This is a genomic window from Telmatobacter sp. DSM 110680 (assembly GCF_039994875.1).
Taxonomy (GTDB): Bacteria; Acidobacteriota; Terriglobia; order Terriglobales; family Acidobacteriaceae; genus Telmatobacter.
This window is the reverse complement of record NZ_CP121196.1, coordinates 4929333-4946953: the sequence shown is the minus strand read 5'-3', so window position 1 is coordinate 4946953 and position 17621 is coordinate 4929333. Positions and strand designations below refer to the sequence as shown.

At 56.4% G+C, this 17621-nt stretch carries 13 protein-coding genes; 8 read left to right on the top strand and 5 right to left on the bottom strand.

The features are described 5' to 3' along the window. Positions 1-7: 7 nt before the first annotated feature. From P8935_RS20395 to cdd, 4 genes are all read right to left on the bottom strand, one after another. Positions 8-1642 carry an AsmA-like C-terminal region-containing protein gene (locus tag P8935_RS20395; protein ID WP_348262152.1) on the bottom strand — a complete coding sequence of 545 codons (1635 nt, stop codon included), beginning with the start codon at positions 1640-1642 and terminating at the stop codon, positions 8-10. Between the two features lie 200 nt (positions 1643-1842). Further along, positions 1843-3075 (bottom strand): nucleoside transporter C-terminal domain-containing protein, encoded by a 1233-nt coding sequence (locus P8935_RS20390; protein WP_348262151.1) that lies wholly within the window; start codon positions 3073-3075, stop codon positions 1843-1845. Between the two features lie 168 nt (positions 3076-3243). Beyond that, on the bottom strand, positions 3244-4626 hold the full coding sequence (locus P8935_RS20385) for a thymidine phosphorylase (RefSeq protein WP_348262150.1): 1383 nt from the start codon (positions 4624-4626) through the stop codon (positions 3244-3246). A 127-nt stretch (positions 4627-4753) separates the two neighbouring features. Continuing rightward, positions 4754-5188, bottom strand: a complete 435-nt coding sequence (cdd, locus tag P8935_RS20380; RefSeq protein ID WP_348262149.1) for a cytidine deaminase — start codon at positions 5186-5188, stop codon at positions 4754-4756. Positions 5189-5389: 201 nt separating this feature from the next. Between cdd and P8935_RS20375 the strand changes: the two genes are divergently transcribed. The 8 genes from P8935_RS20375 to P8935_RS20340 all read left to right on the top strand — a co-directional run bounded on the left by P8935_RS20375 (position 5390) and on the right by P8935_RS20340 (position 14682). After that, entirely contained in the window at positions 5390-7702 is a 2313-nt protein-coding gene (locus P8935_RS20375) for a chemotaxis protein CheW (RefSeq protein WP_348262148.1), read from the top strand. Beyond that, positions 7699-8184, top strand: coding sequence for a chemotaxis protein CheW (locus tag P8935_RS20370; RefSeq protein ID WP_348262147.1), 486 nt, complete (start codon positions 7699-7701; stop codon positions 8182-8184). Before P8935_RS20375 ends, P8935_RS20370 begins: the two co-directional genes overlap by 4 nt. 14 nt (positions 8185-8198) lie before the next feature. Then, positions 8199-8567 (top strand): response regulator, encoded by a 369-nt coding sequence (locus P8935_RS20365; protein ID WP_348262146.1) that lies wholly within the window; start codon positions 8199-8201, stop codon positions 8565-8567. Between the two features lie 3 nt (positions 8568-8570). Next, complete coding sequence (gene cheB / locus P8935_RS20360; protein ID WP_348262145.1) at positions 8571-9683, top strand: chemotaxis-specific protein-glutamate methyltransferase CheB; 1113 nt, start codon at positions 8571-8573, stop codon at positions 9681-9683. Beyond that, positions 9680-10498 (top strand): protein-glutamate O-methyltransferase CheR, encoded by an 819-nt coding sequence (locus tag P8935_RS20355; protein WP_348262144.1) that lies wholly within the window; start codon positions 9680-9682, stop codon positions 10496-10498. Before cheB ends, P8935_RS20355 begins: the two co-directional genes overlap by 4 nt. Before the next feature lie 544 nt (positions 10499-11042). Continuing rightward, positions 11043-12113, top strand: a complete 1071-nt coding sequence (locus P8935_RS20350) for a PilZ domain-containing protein (RefSeq protein WP_348262143.1) — start codon at positions 11043-11045, stop codon at positions 12111-12113. Between the two features lie 211 nt (positions 12114-12324). Next, positions 12325-13386 carry a PilZ domain-containing protein gene (locus tag P8935_RS20345; RefSeq protein WP_348262142.1) on the top strand — a complete coding sequence of 354 codons (1062 nt, stop codon included), beginning with the start codon at positions 12325-12327 and terminating at the stop codon, positions 13384-13386. 198 nt (positions 13387-13584) lie between these two features. After that, entirely contained in the window at positions 13585-14682 is a 1098-nt protein-coding gene (locus tag P8935_RS20340; RefSeq protein WP_348262141.1) for a hypothetical protein, read from the top strand. A gap of 7 nt (positions 14683-14689) precedes the next feature. Here the strand turns inward: P8935_RS20340 and P8935_RS20335 are convergent, their stop codons facing one another. Then, a complete protein-coding gene (locus P8935_RS20335; protein ID WP_348262140.1) occupies positions 14690-17452 on the bottom strand; it encodes an AMP-binding protein in 2763 nt (920 codons plus the stop codon). Positions 17453-17621: the final 169 nt, after the last annotated feature.

The following is a 17621-nucleotide window of genomic DNA, read 5'->3' as shown; positions in this document are numbered from 1 at the left end:
AGTGAACTTACTTATTGTGGGTAATATCTTGTGTGACCTGATAGTGGCCAGGTGTCCCGGTAACTGCGATCGGTACTACGGCTCCTGCATTCTTCTTTTTGAAAAACGGGGCGAGCGGCTTTAGTAGGAATGACTTGAGTCCGGTGGCCGTATGCGAGATGTCGGTGTCCATTCTCAAGTTGCCGGTCAGATGTGCCACTTCACCATGGAATTTGAAAGTGCCGGCCATGGTCGCTTGTGCTCCCGGCACCTTGAAAGTAAGCCGCGAAGTCGACACAACTCCGTTTTCGAGCTTTGTCGATCCCTCCAGAGATGACAACACATCTTTCGTCGCATCTGTCGATTTGTTATTTGAGTCCACGCCGGTATTTGGCTTTTTGTCCCCCTTAGCGCGTTCGCTGAAGGCTGACAGGTTCTTCTCAGCCTGTTTGTCAGTGACCTTCTCGGCCGGTACATTGAGCGTCCCGGTCATGCGCAGACGTTCTATGAAACCGTCACCGGGCGGCCCGACGTAGGCGTGACCCTTGAGCCACACGGAACCTGCGATCGGCACCTCGTCGTGAACGAAGGGCTGCATAACATCTTCGGCGCGACCGTGCTCCAACGTGATGTCAAAATTCGTTAACTTGGGATCGCCTTTGATGCTGCCGACTGCGTGAATGTTCGTCTCGCGAATTTTGAGATCGATTGAATGGATATCGAGGTCACCGTGCTCTCCGTAAAGTGTCGCGCGCATGATGCCCTCGACGGGAGTCGGCCTGCCATTTGTCACCGCGAAATCCTGCGTGATCGTGTCCGCTTCTACCTCCATCGCCTCCAACGTGCCCTTGAAGACGCCTCGCGCGTCGAGGGTCCCGCTAATGTCCCCCACATCGTGCAGATTGACCTGTGTGAATGCATAGTTGCCACTCACGGGAGTGGAGAGAAAGTTTTTGCCATGTATTGGCCCCATACTCCCGTGCGCAAGAATGTGCCCGTTAGGAAGTGCGTTTTGCATCTCGACCGCGTAGGTCAGTGCCTCGCCTCTATGTAGATTGCGGATTTCCAATTGCTTAATCGGAAACGAAAGGGGTTTGCCCTCTTTGCGCTGGATTTCAAGCAGACTCTTATGCACCATAAAGCGGGCAATCATTGTGTCGGGCCCGTCGAAATCGCTTCCGCTTCCCGGCGGAAAGTCCCGGTGATTTGCCTCGCTGCCGATGGGCGGAACAACGATGTGAAGGCCGGTAATATCTACCAGCTCAACGCGCTGGCGAAGCATGAGAAGGTCGGACCATGTTCCCGCGACGACCATGGTGTCAACGTGCCCGAGTGGTGGAAGATCGGGTGCCGACTTGCGGCGCATGGTGATTCCAGTGGCCACGAATCCGGGATGAGGAAAGTATGTGCGGTGATAACCAGTGAACGTGACCTGGCTGGCGAGTACGTCCTCAAGCATGGGTGCGATCTTGCGATGGCGGTAAGGCCAGTTTGCGCTTATAAAGACAGCTGCGACAGCAAGCAGTGCTCCGGCGGCAACAATAGCGACATGAACCCAGAGTGGAGCTTCTTGCCAGATGCTGCGGACCTCGCGCCTGATCCGGCCTCTACGGGGATGAGAGGTCGTGTCCGGCGGCGGAGCCGATATTGACGGATGGGCCATAGTTGACACTTCGCAAAACGTACAAACCACAGTTATGGAAAAGTCGTGCAGGCGGGCGAGCCAAAACATAAGCTTCATGGCTTCAGATGCTTGCCGTTTGCTTTTTGCTTTCAGCGATTCTGGGCCCGCGTAACCTGCCCTTTGGAGTGCAGTTCGGCTGAGTAACGTTGCCCATGCTGGGGAACAAGTTCCAATTGCAGCTATCCGAGAAACATTCCGGCGATGGAGGCGGAGATCAGGTTAGCCATGGTTCCTGCCAACATTGCGCGGACGCCTAATTTCGCAAGGTCATTGCGACGCTCAGGAACAAGCGCGCCGATGCCGCCGATCTGCATGCCGATGGATCCAAGGTTCGCAAAGCCGCAAAGGGCGAAAGTCGCGATCGTGAAAGAACGCGGCGTGATCATGGCCTTATGCGCGCCAAGAGCAATGTAGGCGATCACTTCGTTAAGCGCCATGCGCGTGCCCAGCAGGTTTCCGATCAGGCTGCAATCCTGCGCAGGCACACCAATCAACCACGCGACCGGCCAGAAGATGTAGCCAAGAATCTCGCCAAGGCTTCCCGGGACCCAGTGCAGGCCGGCATGAATGTGCACCCAGCCGAGCAGCATATCGAGCAGCGCAACGAGCGCCAGAAAACTGATAAGCATGATAGCGACGTTGAGTGCCAGTTTGCCGCCGTCGATTGTGCCGCGAGCGATGGCGCCAATCAGGTTTTCATCCTCGTGCTGTTCGTCTTTGGGGATGACGACCTTGCCTTCGGTAGCCGGAACTTCTGTCTCCGGGACGAGCATCTTCGCCATAAGGATGGTTCCCGGCGAAGTCATGATCACGGCCGACAGCAGATGTCGCGCCTCGATGCCTTGCGAAATGTACATGGCCATGATGCCACCGGACACATGGGCCATGCCGCTGGTCATGATGGTCATCAATTCGCTGCGAGTGGCTTTGGAAAGAAACGGACGAATCGTGAGAGGCGCTTCAGTCTGCCCCATGAAGATCGATGCGGCGACGTTCATGCTTTCAGCGCCGGAGATGCGCATGGTTTTGAGCATCACCCATGCCAGTGCCCGGATGATGATTTGCATCACGCCGATATGATAGAGAACGGCGAAGAATGCCGAAATGAAGATGATGGTAGGAAGTACTTGAAAGGCAAAAATGGAGCCGAGCGATGTGTCGGGTGTGCCAAGTTTGCCAAACAAGACCGACGTGCCTGCGGTGGTAGCGCTTAGCATCTTGGTGACAACTCCGCCAGCCCAATACATAGCCCTCTGACCGAAGTCGAAGCGGAGAACAAGGAACGCAAACAATATCTGCAGGCTCAGTCCCCATCCCACGGTGCGCCAACGAATATGTTTTCTATCCGTCGAGCCAAGCCACGCCGCAAGCAGAACGGCCAATATTCCAAGCACTCCCGTGAATCGCGCCAATGCGTCGCTCCTTCAAAGACAATTTCCAACTGCGGCTTCTAGTTTTTTGCCTGCTCATTATTCAAGGCAGCAGCTAGACGCTGGTAAACGTCGTTGTTTTCGATACCAACAGGCTAACAGCACCTCGCGCCAAATTGAGGTAGCAATACGCACATGTCGGATTGAAAGCTAGGAGTCAGAGGTCTTCTTTCGCAGATAAGCCTCGGCATCCTCGCGCGCAAAGATGTGACTGACGAGCGGCACTTCTTCCGGGATCTCCTCGGAGAACGTGACCGCGCGTTTGATGCGTTCGACCGGCTCGGCGAGCATGGCCTCGTTGGTGGTGTACAGGGTCGCGAACGGCTGTCCCTTTTCTACCCGAGCACCACGACGCGCGTGAAATTCGATACCCGCGTGAGGGTCAACCGGTTCACCGGCTTTTTCGCGTCCGGCTCCCAGACGCTGTACAGCCCAGCCCAGTTCCATGGTGTCCATGTCCGCAACGTAGCCGCTTTTCCACGCGTTCAGCACAAGCGTAGCGCCGGGCTTGTGAGAAGATTTCAAGTCATCGAAGACATCGAGATTGCCGCCTTGCGCTTTCACCATTTCGAAGAAAATCTTCAGCGCTGTTCCATCGGCCAACGCACCCGCCACGGCCCAATAGCCCTGCTCCGCCGTCTCCGTCCTTCCGCCCAGATAAATCATCCATCCCGCTAGGCGCAGCGAAAGCTCGCGCAAATCTTCGCTTTCTGCTGGTGTCTCGCCGCGCAACAACTCCACGCATTCTGCAACCTCAATCCAGTTGCCGGCAGTGCGACCCAACGGCTGCCCCATATCGGTCAGCAGTGCCACGGTCCGCGTTCCTGCTGCCTCAGCCGTGGCGACCATCAGTGAGGCGAGAAACTCCGCATCGGCGCGCTTGCGCAGGAATGCCCCGGAGCCCGTTTTAACATCCAGTACCAGAGCATTCAGCCCCGCCGCCAGCTTTTTGCTTAGAATCGAAGCGCATATCAGCCCCGGGCTTTCCACGGTTCCAGTGCGATCGCGCAACGCATAGAGCACGCGGTCTGCGGGAACCAGTGTTGGCGTCTGGCTAACGATGGCCGCGCCGCATCGCTGCAGCACTTCTTCAAATTCCTGCAATGTAAGCGCTGACCTGAAACCCGGGATCGAATCGAGCTTGTCCAGTGTGCCGCCGGTATGTCCGAGCGCACGACCGCTGATCATCGGCACCGCAACGCCACACGCTGCTGCCAGCGGTGCAATCAGAAAGCTGGTCTTGTCTCCCACACCACCGGTCGAGTGCTTGTCTACGGCCTGCTTTCCCAGCCGCGAAGGATCGAACTTTTCGCCGGAGTCGCGCATCGCAACTGCAAGCGACCGAGTCTCATCGATGGTGAGACCATTCAGCCATGCGGCCATCAACCAAGCTGATAATTGTTCCAGCGGGATAGATTCCTTTGCAGTGCCGTTAACGATGAATTCAATTTCGCGCGCATCCAGAACACCGCCGTCCCGCTTTTTCCGAATCAGATCAATCATGTGCACCGGCGTGCCAGCGTTTTGAGACATAGAAATATAACCTCATTCAATGAACAGATGAGATTATCGCAAGGAACAGGTAGCGGTGTCCGAGAGCCCTATGATCTCCTCGAAAAGAGGGTGAAGAGTTCTGGAGTCGGAAGGGAATCGTGGCCGCTCAACGCCGCTTGTTGGTTGTCTTCAATTGCATGCCGAATGCCAGCGGCAAGACTTCATCGAAGCGCATCTGTCTTGTCCCATCCGCAGCGGGAAAGATAATTGGCGCATCGGGTTCCGCAAACTCGGCCAGCATCTGGCGGCATGCACCGCACGGTGGGCTTGCGGAATCATTCAGGTTCGCCACCGCAACTGCTTCGATGCGAACCTCAGGCCCGAACTCGCTCACCGCCCGCACTAGCGCTGCGCGTTCCGCACAGATCGTCAGGCCGTAGCTCACGTTCTCCACATTGGTTCCGGTCACAACCTGGCCGTTTTTGAGCTGCAGAGCCGCGCCCACTCTGAATCCCGAATACGGTGCGTAGGAATTCTCCGCGGCTTTCTTCGCCTTTTCTAGAAGATTGTCGAGCGCTGCCTGCGCTAAGCTCGTCATCATCAATGCAGTCCTCATTCAAGTACCGAGTGAATCTTGAGGCTAATGCATGAACGTTCCCCGTGTATATCGGCAGAAAATTGAATTCCCCATGGCGAACTGAAAACTCGAATCTCCTGCTCTCAAGTCTCCCCGCCTCCAACCGATAAATCTCTTGTGTGCATCGCCTGTGCACGCCTAGCAGAGCGGTGGGACAAGTGCGGAATGGATGAATTGACACGAGAATTCCTGATCGAGAGCCAGGAAGGGCTCGATCGCATGGAGCATTGTCTTACTGATCTGGAGAAGCGTCCTGAGGATGCAGCGCTGATCGCGGAGATTTTCCGGTCGGTTCACACAATTAAAGGAACAACCGGATTTCTCGGCTACAAACGACTTGAGAAACTCTCTCATGCCGGAGAAAGTCTGCTCGGGCAATTGCGGGATGGAAAGCTCTCCGCCACAGATTCAGTTGTGACCGTGCTTCTCCAACTCCTCGACGGGCTCCGCTCGATTCTTCGCGCCATCGAGGCTAATGAAACCGAAGGCGCAGGCGAAGATAGCAAGCTCATCGCGCAACTGGAACAACTTCAAAGAATGCCTGCCGCCGTATCAACGTCCGTCTCAAACTCTGCGGTACGCCGTCCGCGCAAAAAAGCCGAGGGAGAAGCTTCTTCGCGATCTTACAAAGCAGAAGCTGCCGCGCCTCTCGCCATCAAACCAATCGATGTTTTCTCACCACCCCCGGTGTCGGAAACAGAAAGATCCGCGTCAGCTCTCGCCGCTGAGAATGTCTCGTATCCGCTGCTCCCTGAGATTGCCACTCAAGAACGCGAAACGTCGACCACGCATAACGCGGTTGTCGTTGCAGCGTCTGAAAGCACTCTACGCGTCGACGTCGATCTGCTTAATCGCATGATGAATCTTGTTGGCGAACTTGTGCTTACGCGTAACCAGGTTCTGCAAGCGAGTACAGCAATACCCAGCCTCACCCAACTTTCGCGTCGTCTTGATATGGTGACTGCCGATCTGCGCGAGTCTGTGATGAAGGCACGCATGCAGCCTGTGTCGAATGTCTTCTCCAAAATTCCTCGCATGGTGCGCGACCTTTCGCATGGTCTCGGTCGCCGGGTGCGACTCGAGCTCGAAGGCCAGGACACGGGGCTCGACAAGAGTCTGCTTGAGGCGATCAAGGATCCACTCACCCATGCTGTCCGCAATGCACTCGATCACGGCATCGAGGCGCCGGACGTACGTATCGCGGCTGGCAAGAATCCTGAAGGTCTGTTGAGGGTGAGGGCTATTCAGGAGGGCAGCCACGTCATCATCGAAGTCTCGGATGACGGGGCGGGGATATCCGTGGAGCGGGTGCGTGCTAAGGCAATCGAACGGAATCTCATCTCTGCCGAGTGCTCCGCGCAGCAGTCAGACCATGAGTTGCTTCAACTCGTTTTTTTGCCCGGCTTTTCTACCGCCGCTGTTGTCACCAATGTGAGCGGTCGCGGAGTTGGAATGGACGTTGTCCGGACCAATGTCGAAAAGATTGGAGGCAAAGTCGAGCTCGATTCACATCCCGGTCGAGGCACGACTCTGCGGCTGCGCATCCCGCTCACGCTTGCCATCATTCCCGCGTTGATTGTGCGCAGCGTGGGACAAAGTTTCGCCTTGCCCCAGGCTGCGCTATCCGAGCTGGTTCACATTGCTCAAGGGGAGTCATCAACCTCCATCGAGTGGATGGAAGATACACCCCTCTATCGTCTGCGCGGCAACCTCCTTCCATTGGTCTTTCTCGATCGCCTACTGGCACCCGGTACAGTGCACGGCCCGAAAAATCTAGTCGACGGTTACATCGCGGTTCTCGAGGCCGATGGTCGCCGGTTTGGGCTAGTTGTGGATGGCCTCGCCGACCCCGAAGAGATCGTCGTCAAAGCGCTGAATGTAGCTCTCAAAAATATTGGTCTCTACTCTGGGGCGACCGTTCTCGGCAGCGGGAACCTGGCCCTCATTCTCGACCCAACGGCGATCGCAATTCGCGCTGGTATCGCTATGAACGAGGTTGACCTGGTCGCACCCGCGGATGTTTCTGTACCGCAGGATGTGAGCGGGGATGACTATCTGCTCGTCGACATTGGCGGCAGACGCTCGGCCGTTGTGCTGAAAGATGTGGTTCGCATCGAACAGCTTGCGGCATCGCGCGTAGAACACATTGGGTGTCGTCCAGTGCTCAATTTCGAAGGGCAGATTCTTTCCATCGAAGACCCGGCAGCATTACTGGCCGTAGCGGAGACTGACCCCAGCGCTCAGGTAGTCGTCGTTATCTGTCAAGACGAGGATCGCCAGGTCGGTTTCGTTGTCTGTCATGTCCTTGACGTGGCGGCCGGAACCGATCTTTTCGAAGCCGGATCGAGCCGACCCAGTGAAGGAGTGATGCTGCTTGAAAACCGTGTCACGGAACTGGTTGATCTTACAGCGGTCCCTGCTCTGTCGAACACCGAAACAGATCTCCATTCCTGCCAATTCGCCGAGGCTCTCTCATGAGTTCATCTCCCAGAAGATCGCGTCAAGCGACGGCTTCTGTCGCCGCGCCGATCGAAATGTGTTCGGTGCGTGTTGGTGACACACTCTTCGGTCTACCGATCAGCCACATCTTGGAAATCGTGGGCTCTGTCCAACCGCAGGCTGTTCCCCTCGCTCCGGGATTCGTTGGAGGTCTCGTGCATTACCGTGGCGACGTTTTGATTACTGTCAACCTTCGCTATCTGCTTGGCCTGCCGACGCATGACAACGCACAACCGCTCCTCGTCCTGGAAGGCGTCCGAGGTTGTTTCGGAGTGCTGGTGGATGGGGTCGGGGAAGTTCTGACGGTTTCGCCTGAAGACTATGAACCTAACCCATCAACTCTCGACGAGTGCCTAAAAAAGTTGTTCACCGGCACTTACAAACTCAAAGACAGGCTTCTCGTCATACTCGAGCCTTCACGCCTTGATCCTCTGTACCTGGTTGGGTCGCAGGCGGCGTGAACAGGAGAAATCGGATGCGCGCTCTCATTGTCGACGACTCCCGCTTCGTGCGAGGTTTCCTTCTCGGGCTTCTTGAAGAAAGAGGAATCGCTTGTGAAGAAGCTGACGACGGACAGGCGGGCCTCGTGCGTCTGCGATCCGGCGTGAGCTTCGATCTGGCACTGATCGACTGGAATATGCCGGTAATGAATGGATTTCAAATGCTGACTTCCCTGCGCGCAGAAGGCTTTCGTGATCTAAAGGTCATGATGGTGACCACCGAAGCGGAGATGGATTTTGTGATTCGAGCTCTTGACTCGGGTGCCGACGAATACTTGATGAAGCCTTTCGATGAGGACGCTCTAATTGAAAAGCTCAACCTGCTGGGGATCGCAGAGGATTAATCAATGGCGCATGGCCGCCGCACCCGCATCCTGATTGTCGACGATTCTGCTGTGATGCGCAGTTTAATTCGTTCCGTCATCCTGGCTGATCCATCGCTTGAAGTCGCGGGGTCGGCAGCGGACGGAGCAGCGGCCTTGCAGACTATCGACTCAGTTCGCCCGGATCTCGTGCTGCTCGATGTCGAAATGCCTAACCTGTGCGGTCTGGAAACACTGCGCAGCCTGCGGGCCCGAGGTAGCCGCACTCCGGTTGTGATGGTCAGTGCACTTACGCAGCGCGGTGCCCGTGTCACTATCGACGCTCTAGCCAGCGGAGCATCGGACTATGTCACCAAACCCAGCAACCAAGATGATCGCGAATCTGCACTGCGCACTCTCGCACAAGATCTGCTGCCGAAGATCCGGGCACTCACTGTTTCCAGCGTAAGCCAGTCGCCTAGATTGGCCCCTGTAACTGAATTCCTCGAATCTTCCCATCTTTCGTCTGTCCCACCCTCCATCGTGGTTATCGGGGTTTCCACCGGAGGACCAGCAGCGCTCGACGTCCTCCTCTCATCCATTCCTTCGACCTTTCCGCTACCAATTCTGATCGTGCAGCATATGCCGGAGTTGTTTACAAGGCCACTTGCGGAGCGTCTGAGCCAGAGCCGCTGCACTCGCGTTTACGAAGCCACCGAGGGCTCTTCCGTTTTGCCCGGAAGTATCTTTCTGGCACGCGGAAACTGGCACATGGAAGTGATTCAATCTTCGCGCCATGGTGCTCCGCCGACGCTTCATCTGCAACAGGGGCCGTTTGAAAACCACTGCCGTCCTTCAGTCGATGTCTTGTTCCGCTCGGCCGCTGCAATTTACGGTCCGGCCACGCTTGCCGTGGTGCTTACAGGAATGGGCTCGGACGGGCTTGCATCATGTCGCACGATTCGAGCCCAAGGCGGTACCGTGCTGGCGCAGGATCAGGCGACCAGCGCCGTGTGGGGAATGCCGCGTGCCGTGGTCCAGGCAGGCCTCGCTCAACGCGTTCTGCCCCTGTCTGCGATTGCACCTGAGATGATTCGTCTTGCGTCCCGGAACGCGGCCGAACGCTTCGAGCGTCGCGAATGTGCGGTTCAGCGATGAACGGTCCTACGAGTGGCGACTACCTCTATCTGCGAGAGGTGGTTTTCAGCCATACACAGAATGTGCTTGAGCCATCGCATGACCATCTCTTCCAATCCCGGTTGGTCGGCCTTCTCCATCGTCATAGCTTGTCCCGGCTTGACGAGTTGGTACATCTGCTGCGAGCAGCGAAAAGTCCTGAACTGGAGCGCGCGGTCGCAGAGGCTATGACGATCAATGAGACAAGCTTCTTCCGCGATTGCCGATCATTCGAGCTGCTGCGAACAGAAGTGTTGCCAAAAATCATCGAAGACTGCCGCTCGACCCGGAGATTGCGCTTTTGGAGTGCGGCCAGTTCCACCGGGCAGGAAGCATACTCTCTTGCCATTCTTATCTGTGAGAACTTTCCGCAATTGTCTGATTGGAATATTCGCATCGAAGGCACGGACGTCTGCGCTGAAGTCGTGCAGCGCGCGCGACAGGGTCGGTTTCACCGTATCGAGATGAATCGAGGGCTGCCTGCCCGGCTGCTGGTTAGATATTTTGATCACACCGGCGAAAGTTGGGTCATCAAGCCCGAAGTTGCCAGTCTCTGTCACTTCCGCCAGGCAAATCTATGCGGGCAACTCCCGTTTCAAGAGTGCTTTGACGTGATCTTCCTACGCAACGTGATCCTCTACCTGTCTCTGGAGACACGGCAAACGCTTCTATCTGCCATGCATCGGCTCATTAGAAAGAAAGGCTATCTCTTTCTGGGATCAGCCGAACAGCCTCCAGACCGGTCGCTTTGGACGACGGTTCTCTCAGGAGGCACATGTCACTATCGGCCAATCTGAGGGGGCAGGAACGGATCAAATTCCGTTTGCCACGCGGTGTATCACGATCAGTGCTGCTATGCAGCAGCCCAGGAGGCAGGAGCAGGCCACAAAGGCGGTGCGGAGGCGACTCCCGGGACAAAACCGACGGTGACTCCGAAAAGTGGCAGCGATATCCCTTTTCAAATGGGCTGGCCGCCAACCCTCCAGGCCGCGGCGGATCTCCATTACCATAGCCACTTCAAGCAGGCAGCAACAAATGGCGCTCACAAGACTGCCGGTTGCAAAAAACTCTGTAAGCACAAGTACCGACACCGCTACCTCGCAGCATTATGCCGTCGCGTCCAACGATCAGGTTCAACGGGCAGGATTGTCTCCATTATCCAGCCTGCCTTGATCCGTCTACACTCAAAAATCGCTTTGAGGTGCCAAAAGTAACGTTGATCCATCCCACAAAAGTGGGATGTTGAGGAGTAAGATTGTCTTCTATCAAGCGCTGAAAGATGCGCTCCGGGTTCCGTATCCGACCAGTGTTTTTTCCGCGAAAAGCGCGTTTGAGGGTTCCATGAATCCAATGACTTCCCACTCCGATTTTCCTTCTTCCGAAGAGCGCCGCCGGGCTGAGAGACGCAACTCGCCTTCCTTGGCCGCCTACCACTGGAAAGGCCCTCTTCCTCGCCAGAACAGCGTGCGCGACATTAGTGCTACCGGCGCGTTCCTGGTTACGCAGGATCGTTGGGAGCCAGGCGAGATCATTGCGCTCTCTTTGCAGCGTAAGGGACCGATCGAGAAGGAAAACAGTTTTTCCGTCCAGGCGAAGGCGGTTCGATGGGACGATCAAGGTGTTGCGATTTCTTTTGTACTGCCCCCAGGCGCTGACTTGCGGCTCTGGCAGAGCCCACTCAAGAGCGCGTCCGAACAGAATGAACCCGAGGACATCGTCCGCGAATTTAGAGTCGCCCAGGCCATCTCGTTCCTTTCGCGCATATCCCCGGAAACCCGCGACTTCATGTCTCGATTGCTTCATGAAGAACTGAGCAATTATCGCCTCGAAAACGCGCTTGAGATCGCTCTGAACGCGGAAAAGATGCTCGGCGGGTCGGTGCAGATTGACCACCTGCGCGCGCGTCCACATGTCGTTACACGTATCGTCGAAGGAGGGTCATGGTCCTCTGACGATAAGTGGATGCTTCAGTTTTGGGGTGGGCTGCTCGCGGCGTCCTGCACCACCAACGGAGGGGATGAGACAAGCCTCGCGTTTATCGACCTGCTTGGCCAGTTGAAAGCCATTCATCTCCGCATTTTGTCCGCGGCTTGCACCAAGGCGACCAAACTTATCACCGGTCCCGGTGCGATCTCGACTCGTCCTCTGAATTGGAAGGCGGCGGATCTCATCAAGTTCTCAGGTTCGCATGATCTGATCAAGCTCGACCGGGAATTGAACTATATGGCTGAACTTCGTGTTATTGCACCGAGGGAGACGTCGGCATTTTTCCAGCAAATGACTGACACCACGGTAGCCCCTACCAGTTTAGGTCTGGAACTCTATGCTCGATGCAGCGGCCACCGCGGTACTGCGCAGGGATTCTACGGAGTTCCAGTGACCCTGGCGGGTGCGATCGCGCTGGAGCAGTAAGCTCGTTTTCTGATTCAAATGCGTTGGAAATTTTCCTCGCTTAGCAGTTTTCTGCCCCTACATTTCACCTGCATCCGTGATGTCCGACACATTTGGAATGTTCCCGTCGTCCGTAGAATCCCTTCAATAAACAAATACAGAGACGTTCAACAACCCCTTACATGGGTCTGGCAATGGGCCGCTCTGTGACATTGGCGCACGGAGGGAAACTGTGAGTCTGCCGGAAACTTGGTATCGTCTACCCTTTGTCTATCGTCCGCGCGCAGAACGCCGTGCATCGCCAGCGCTCGCCGCATTCCACTGGGACGGTTCGATTCCAAGACAGAATCATGTGGCGAATATCAGTAGTAGCGGGGCTTACCTTCTTACCAGCGAATGCTGGAAAGCTGGAGATATCGTCTCCTTAACGCTGCAACGATCCGGCATACTTGAGAGCCGCGATCAACGTCGTTACACTGTTCAGGCCAAAACGATCAGACGCGATGATCAAGGCGTTGCTGTTGCATTCCTTATGCCTCGTGGCTCAGATGTCCGCCTTTGGCAAAGCACAATTAAAGCAGGCGCACCGCAGACTGAACCCGAGGATGTCGTGTTCGAATTTCGGCTGGCGGCCGCCCTTGCTTTCATCGAGCGCGTTACACCGGCCGCGTCCAATGCAGCACGACTGCTGATGCGGAGAGGGTTGAGCAACCATCGTCTCGAGAGCGCTGTTGAGATTGCCCTCCACGCGGAGGAATTGCTTGCTCTTGAAGGCTGCGGCGCGGGATTTCATCTAGACCCGAAAGCCGTGATTCGCATTCTTGAAGACGGTTCGTGGACAGAAGTTGATTGGATCCAGCATTGGTGGGCTGGTCTCCTGGCTACATCCTGTGTGACTGGGGCGGGCGGGAAATCTGACCTGAAGTTTGTCTCCCTGCTCAGCCAGATTACGACGATCCAGGCGCGCATACTTGCGGGGGCTTGCAGCCTTGCCCAAAAGTCGATCGCGGAAGAGTGCCGAAAGCCTCTCCGTCCTCTCACCTGCTCCGCCAAAGAACTCATCCGAATTACAGGCACCCACGACCGCGTGCGCATTGAGCGCGATATCGTGCACCTTGTTGAACTAGGTTTGATCGAAAAAAGTTTGAAATGGAGGTTCTTCTCCCTTCTGGACCAGGCTGTCATTACACCCACCGAAACGGCCGTCGAACTATACGCCCGTTGTCACGGCAGGCGCGGTGCAGAGAATTCGACCAAGTCATCAATGGACGCCAAAACTGTTGCCGCAGTCTAAGAATTCGGGCGGCAAACTCCATAGTGGCCAAAAGTCCAGTTCTGTTTTGGTCCCGGTGCTGCTTAAGTAATTACCTCCCCATTACGAAGCGGTAGTTGCGGTAGTACGATGCAGTCAGCAACAATTCCAATCAGTTCAGGCAGGGCAGTCTCATTAGGCTGCTTGTGGTCAGCAATCGCTGCAGAGCGTGGAGGCAGCATGAGGTCTCTGAGAAGTTGGTTTGAAAAGACTTTTCCGCAGGGAGAAACTGAGCGTCAAGCACGCGCAGAGCGGCGAACGGTGGAAGGCCTCGAAGCCATCCATTGGACCGGATCCTCCCCAGGCCTCGACATTGTCCGCAATATCAGTGCAACAGGCATGTACCTGGTAACCCGGGAGCGCTGGCCGCAAGGTGAGATAAATCCTGTTCGTCTTGTCTATCCCGAGCTTAAAGACGACAATCCGGATCACCAGGTGACCTTGGAAACAAGAACCGCGCGCTGGGGCGAGGATGGCATGGGGCTTACATTTGTCCTTCCCGAGTGCATGGATCTTTGGCTCTGGAAGACGGACGGCCTGATTGAGCCAGAAGACATTCTCAGCGAGTTTCGTCTTTCGCGCTCTCTTGCTTTCCTTCGGCGCATCTGTCCCGCGGCTACGCAGGAGCTAAAGCTGCTGTTTCGCGAAGGTCTCAGCAACTTACGTATCGCGAATGCCATAGGGATTACCAATCGCGCTGAGGCTATGCTTGCCGCCGAGCGCGACTTTGACAGGTTGCGCGCTCCGCAAAACGTAGTCATGCGCGTGGTCCAGGACGGATCCTGGGCAGAAGAAGCCGTGACGCAGCAGCTGTGGGCCGGCATCTTGGCGACCGCGTGCACGCTCATGGGCGATGATGAATCGAATCTCCCTTACATGGATATGCTCTGCGAACTTGCCACCATCGACGGTCGTCTCTTCACTACGGCCTGCACAAAATCGCAGAAGGTCTTCGCAACGTCTGGAGCTGTCTCTGCCCAACCGCTAATTTGTTCGGCGCAGGAATTAATGCACATTGCAGGCGCTCACGATCTGATGAAGATCGACCGGAATATTTTTCAGCTTGCCAACCTCGGCCTCTTAGAGCCAAGGGTCAAGTCAAAATACTTCAATTTCGAACAGGACGCGAATCTTACACCGACGGCGTTGGGCCTTGAATTGTTCGCGCGATGCCAGGGCCATCGAGGCGCTCCCCACGACTACTATTCTGCCCATACTTCTGAGGCAGACACTTCGAAATCGGATTTGAATTTACCTTCGACTCAGCCCAATCAGTAGCCGAAATTTAAGGTCGACGCTTCATCAGTTCCGAGACTTTTTCATGCAATGTTTCGGTGATTGAGGATTCGCTTTCCAGTGGACTGAAGTGGATGGGCTCGCCCACTCGAATTTCGATCGTGCCTGAGCGGAACCACCCTCGACCCTTCGCCTTTAACTCGCCAAGACCGGCAATTGCGATTGGCAAGACGGGAGCGTTGGTCTGTTTTGCAAGCAAGCCGATCCCCGGTCTGAAACTGGCCAGTTCTCCGGCCACTGACCGAGTTCCCTCTGGAAACACCAGGACGTTATATCCGCGATCCATCGCTTCTCCGGCGTGCGCAAAACTCCTCTGAAAATCGCGTCTCCGCGGAAGCGGGAATACGTTGTAGAGAGCGGTGACCAGCCAATACGCAGCCGGACCAAACAGCATGAAGCGCCGTGTGTCCGGGTCGCGAAAATGGCGGAAGTCTTCGAGCATTTCGCCCAGCATGGCCGCTGCCACCCAACGCCGCATCGTTCCCGGCAATGCATATTCCACGAGGGCGCCGTCGTATGCAGTGACGTGATTGCAGATAATCAGCATGGGTTCGTCGCCTTGGAGATCGCGAGGCACTGACACGCGCGGGTTGCCAAGAAACCAAATTAAGGGCTGGGCGATACATTCAATAAACGCAGCCCGCACCCACTGCACCGGCGTCGACCACGGCCATCGCGGATACCGGAACTCCGCTCTTTCAGGCGTTGCAAGAGTTCTCCCGACTCCCACTTGAGCATTTTCATCTCCGGCAGGCATTGCCGCATGTGAAGCCGAAATGTCGTCGGGCAGGGAAGTCGGCCTTTCCTCGGACTTTGGGTCTTGAGTGGCGGAAGAAAAGATATTCACCAGTGAAGGAGTCGCTGGCGCATCTTGTGGAATTCGCTCGGTAATTTCGGAGCTACCGTTTGCTCCAACCAGCCGCCTTAGATCCCCCAGCGTCCGCGCAGTGTCCACCGCACCTTCGTCCGGAGCATTCGCCAAGCGCTCTTCCAGCGCGGCCACGAGTTGGACGCGTCCGAGGCTGTCGAGATGAAAGTCCTCGCTCAGCCGCAAATCATCACTGGCTGCCGGGTGTTCCCCAGCAATCTCGGCCACCAGTGTGTACAACCAATCTCCTCTAGTGGCATTCTCGCTCCTACCATCTATGGTTGTGGCTGTAACTGAATGTCCTGCAACCCATTCTGCGACGGCCTTGCGCCGGACCTTTCCAGTCGAGGTGCGTGGTAGGTCTGGCTCCGGCCATAGCATCCACCGCCTTATTTGCTGAAAGTCCGCTAGAGCTGCATTGGCGTGTTCCACGGCTTCAGCCGCCTGCTTGTGGCTACTACGCAACGCCAGCACTGCACACGGCTCGGGCCCTGAGGCCGTTTCCACACCCACAACCGCGCTTGCAGCGATCTCGGGCTGCTGTTCCAATACGGCTTCGAGGTCTTCGGGATGGATATTTACCCCTGCAGCGGTGACGATGGTCTCGCTTTTGCGGCCCATGAAGCGCAACTCACCGGTTGCCTGTTCCTCCGCAAGGTCGCCCGTCGCAAGCCACCCGTCTTCGCGCTGACGCAACTCACCGCCGCTCCATGTAGCGGTCGAGATCATGGGTCCTTTCACCAGCACTTCGCCGTCCGGTCCGATCTTTATCTCCCGTCCCGGGAGCGGCTTACCGATCGTTCCGCTGGCCACATGAAACGGATGGTTGAGCGTTATCAGCGCCGTTGTCTCCGTCATCCCGTAGCCCTGCACCACCACCAATCCAAGTGCGTTCCAGAACTGCTCCAGCGGACCGGCCAAAGCGCCACCCCCTGAAATCAGTGCCCAGAATTTCAAACCCAAGGCGCGATGCACATCGCGGAAAGCCCACCAGCGTTTCCATGCACTCATGCCTTTTGAGGCGGCGACGCGTTCGATAAGGCCAGGCTTTGTGTTCTCCAAATGAGTCTTCAAAAGCGCCATCACCCGCGGCACTGCAGCGAGCACCGAGATGCGTTCTCGCTTGATCGTCTCTACAAGCCTCGGCGCGACCAACCGCGTTTCAAAGTGAACCTCGGCCGCGAAGATCGGCGGGATCCACAACCCCATCGTCTGCCCGAAGACATGACTCAGTGGCAGCGTATGCAAAAAACGCAGCGGGTGCACGAGCCTTTCATAGCGCAGATATCGCTGCGCGCCCTGCTCAATCGGGCCGATGCTGGCCAGCACGTTCCCGTGGGTATGCACGATACCCTTTGGGTCGCCGGTCGTTCCTGACGTGAACAAGATCTGAAGAGGAGTCTCATGCGACAGTCCAGCGACAGGTCCGCCTTCCCGCGCGGGGAGGGAAGTTTGCAAGTCCTCGAACGCGATGAATTCCATATCGCCCTGAGAATTGAAGCCAGAGGATGCCGAATCCTGAACTTGGCGTTGAAGTTTTGCCAGTAAGGCCGCATCGCCGACCGCCAGCTTTGGCTTTACGTCCGCCGCAATGCGCCCCGCAAATTCGGCGCTGCCAAATGCGTCCAATGGCACGGCCATCACTCCGCGGAGCATGCACCCGTAGAACGCAGCTACCCACTCGGCGCCATTTTCGCCCCAGAGAAGAACGCGATCACCCATCCCGATTCCGCGATCTTCAAGCAGGGCAGCGAATCGACCGGCAAGATGGGCAAGCTGCCCGTACGTTGTCACCCGCCGCCGGACACCCTGGTAGCGCACGATTGCAATCCCATGGCGATTCTTCATGAAATCATCCAGCAGCGTAACAAGGTGCTCGCGCACGGTAACTTACTCCTGCAACGAATCCTAGCAGCGCAGTTTGCTCAAGGTGTCCTCGGTTGTGGTACTTCGCGAACTGTCCCAGCGGTCTGCCTCCTCTGAGAACGGGAAGCAGTCTTCGCCTTTTCTTTCCTATTCGTTCGCGATATGCTCAAACTGCGTCAAAGGACAA

Coding starts and splice junctions, on each gene's coding strand:
- P8935_RS20340 (WP_348262141.1), top strand. CDS start 13,585: ATGAGGTCTCTGAGAAGTTGGTTTGAAAAGACTTTTCCGCAGGGAGAA.
- P8935_RS20370 (WP_348262147.1), top strand. CDS start 7,699: ATGAGTTCATCTCCCAGAAGATCGCGTCAAGCGACGGCTTCTGTCGCC.
- P8935_RS20355 (WP_348262144.1), top strand. CDS start 9,680: ATGAACGGTCCTACGAGTGGCGACTACCTCTATCTGCGAGAGGTGGTT.
- P8935_RS20365 (WP_348262146.1), top strand. CDS start 8,199: ATGCGCGCTCTCATTGTCGACGACTCCCGCTTCGTGCGAGGTTTCCTT.
- P8935_RS20350 (WP_348262143.1), top strand. CDS start 11,043: ATGAATCCAATGACTTCCCACTCCGATTTTCCTTCTTCCGAAGAGCGC.
- cdd (WP_348262149.1), bottom strand. CDS start 5,188: ATGATGACGAGCTTAGCGCAGGCAGCGCTCGACAATCTTCTAGAAAAG.
- P8935_RS20385 (WP_348262150.1), bottom strand. CDS start 4,626: ATGTCTCAAAACGCTGGCACGCCGGTGCACATGATTGATCTGATTCGG.
- P8935_RS20395 (WP_348262152.1), bottom strand. CDS start 1,642: ATGGCCCATCCGTCAATATCGGCTCCGCCGCCGGACACGACCTCTCAT.
- cheB (WP_348262145.1), top strand. CDS start 8,571: ATGGCGCATGGCCGCCGCACCCGCATCCTGATTGTCGACGATTCTGCT.
- P8935_RS20375 (WP_348262148.1), top strand. CDS start 5,390: ATGGATGAATTGACACGAGAATTCCTGATCGAGAGCCAGGAAGGGCTC.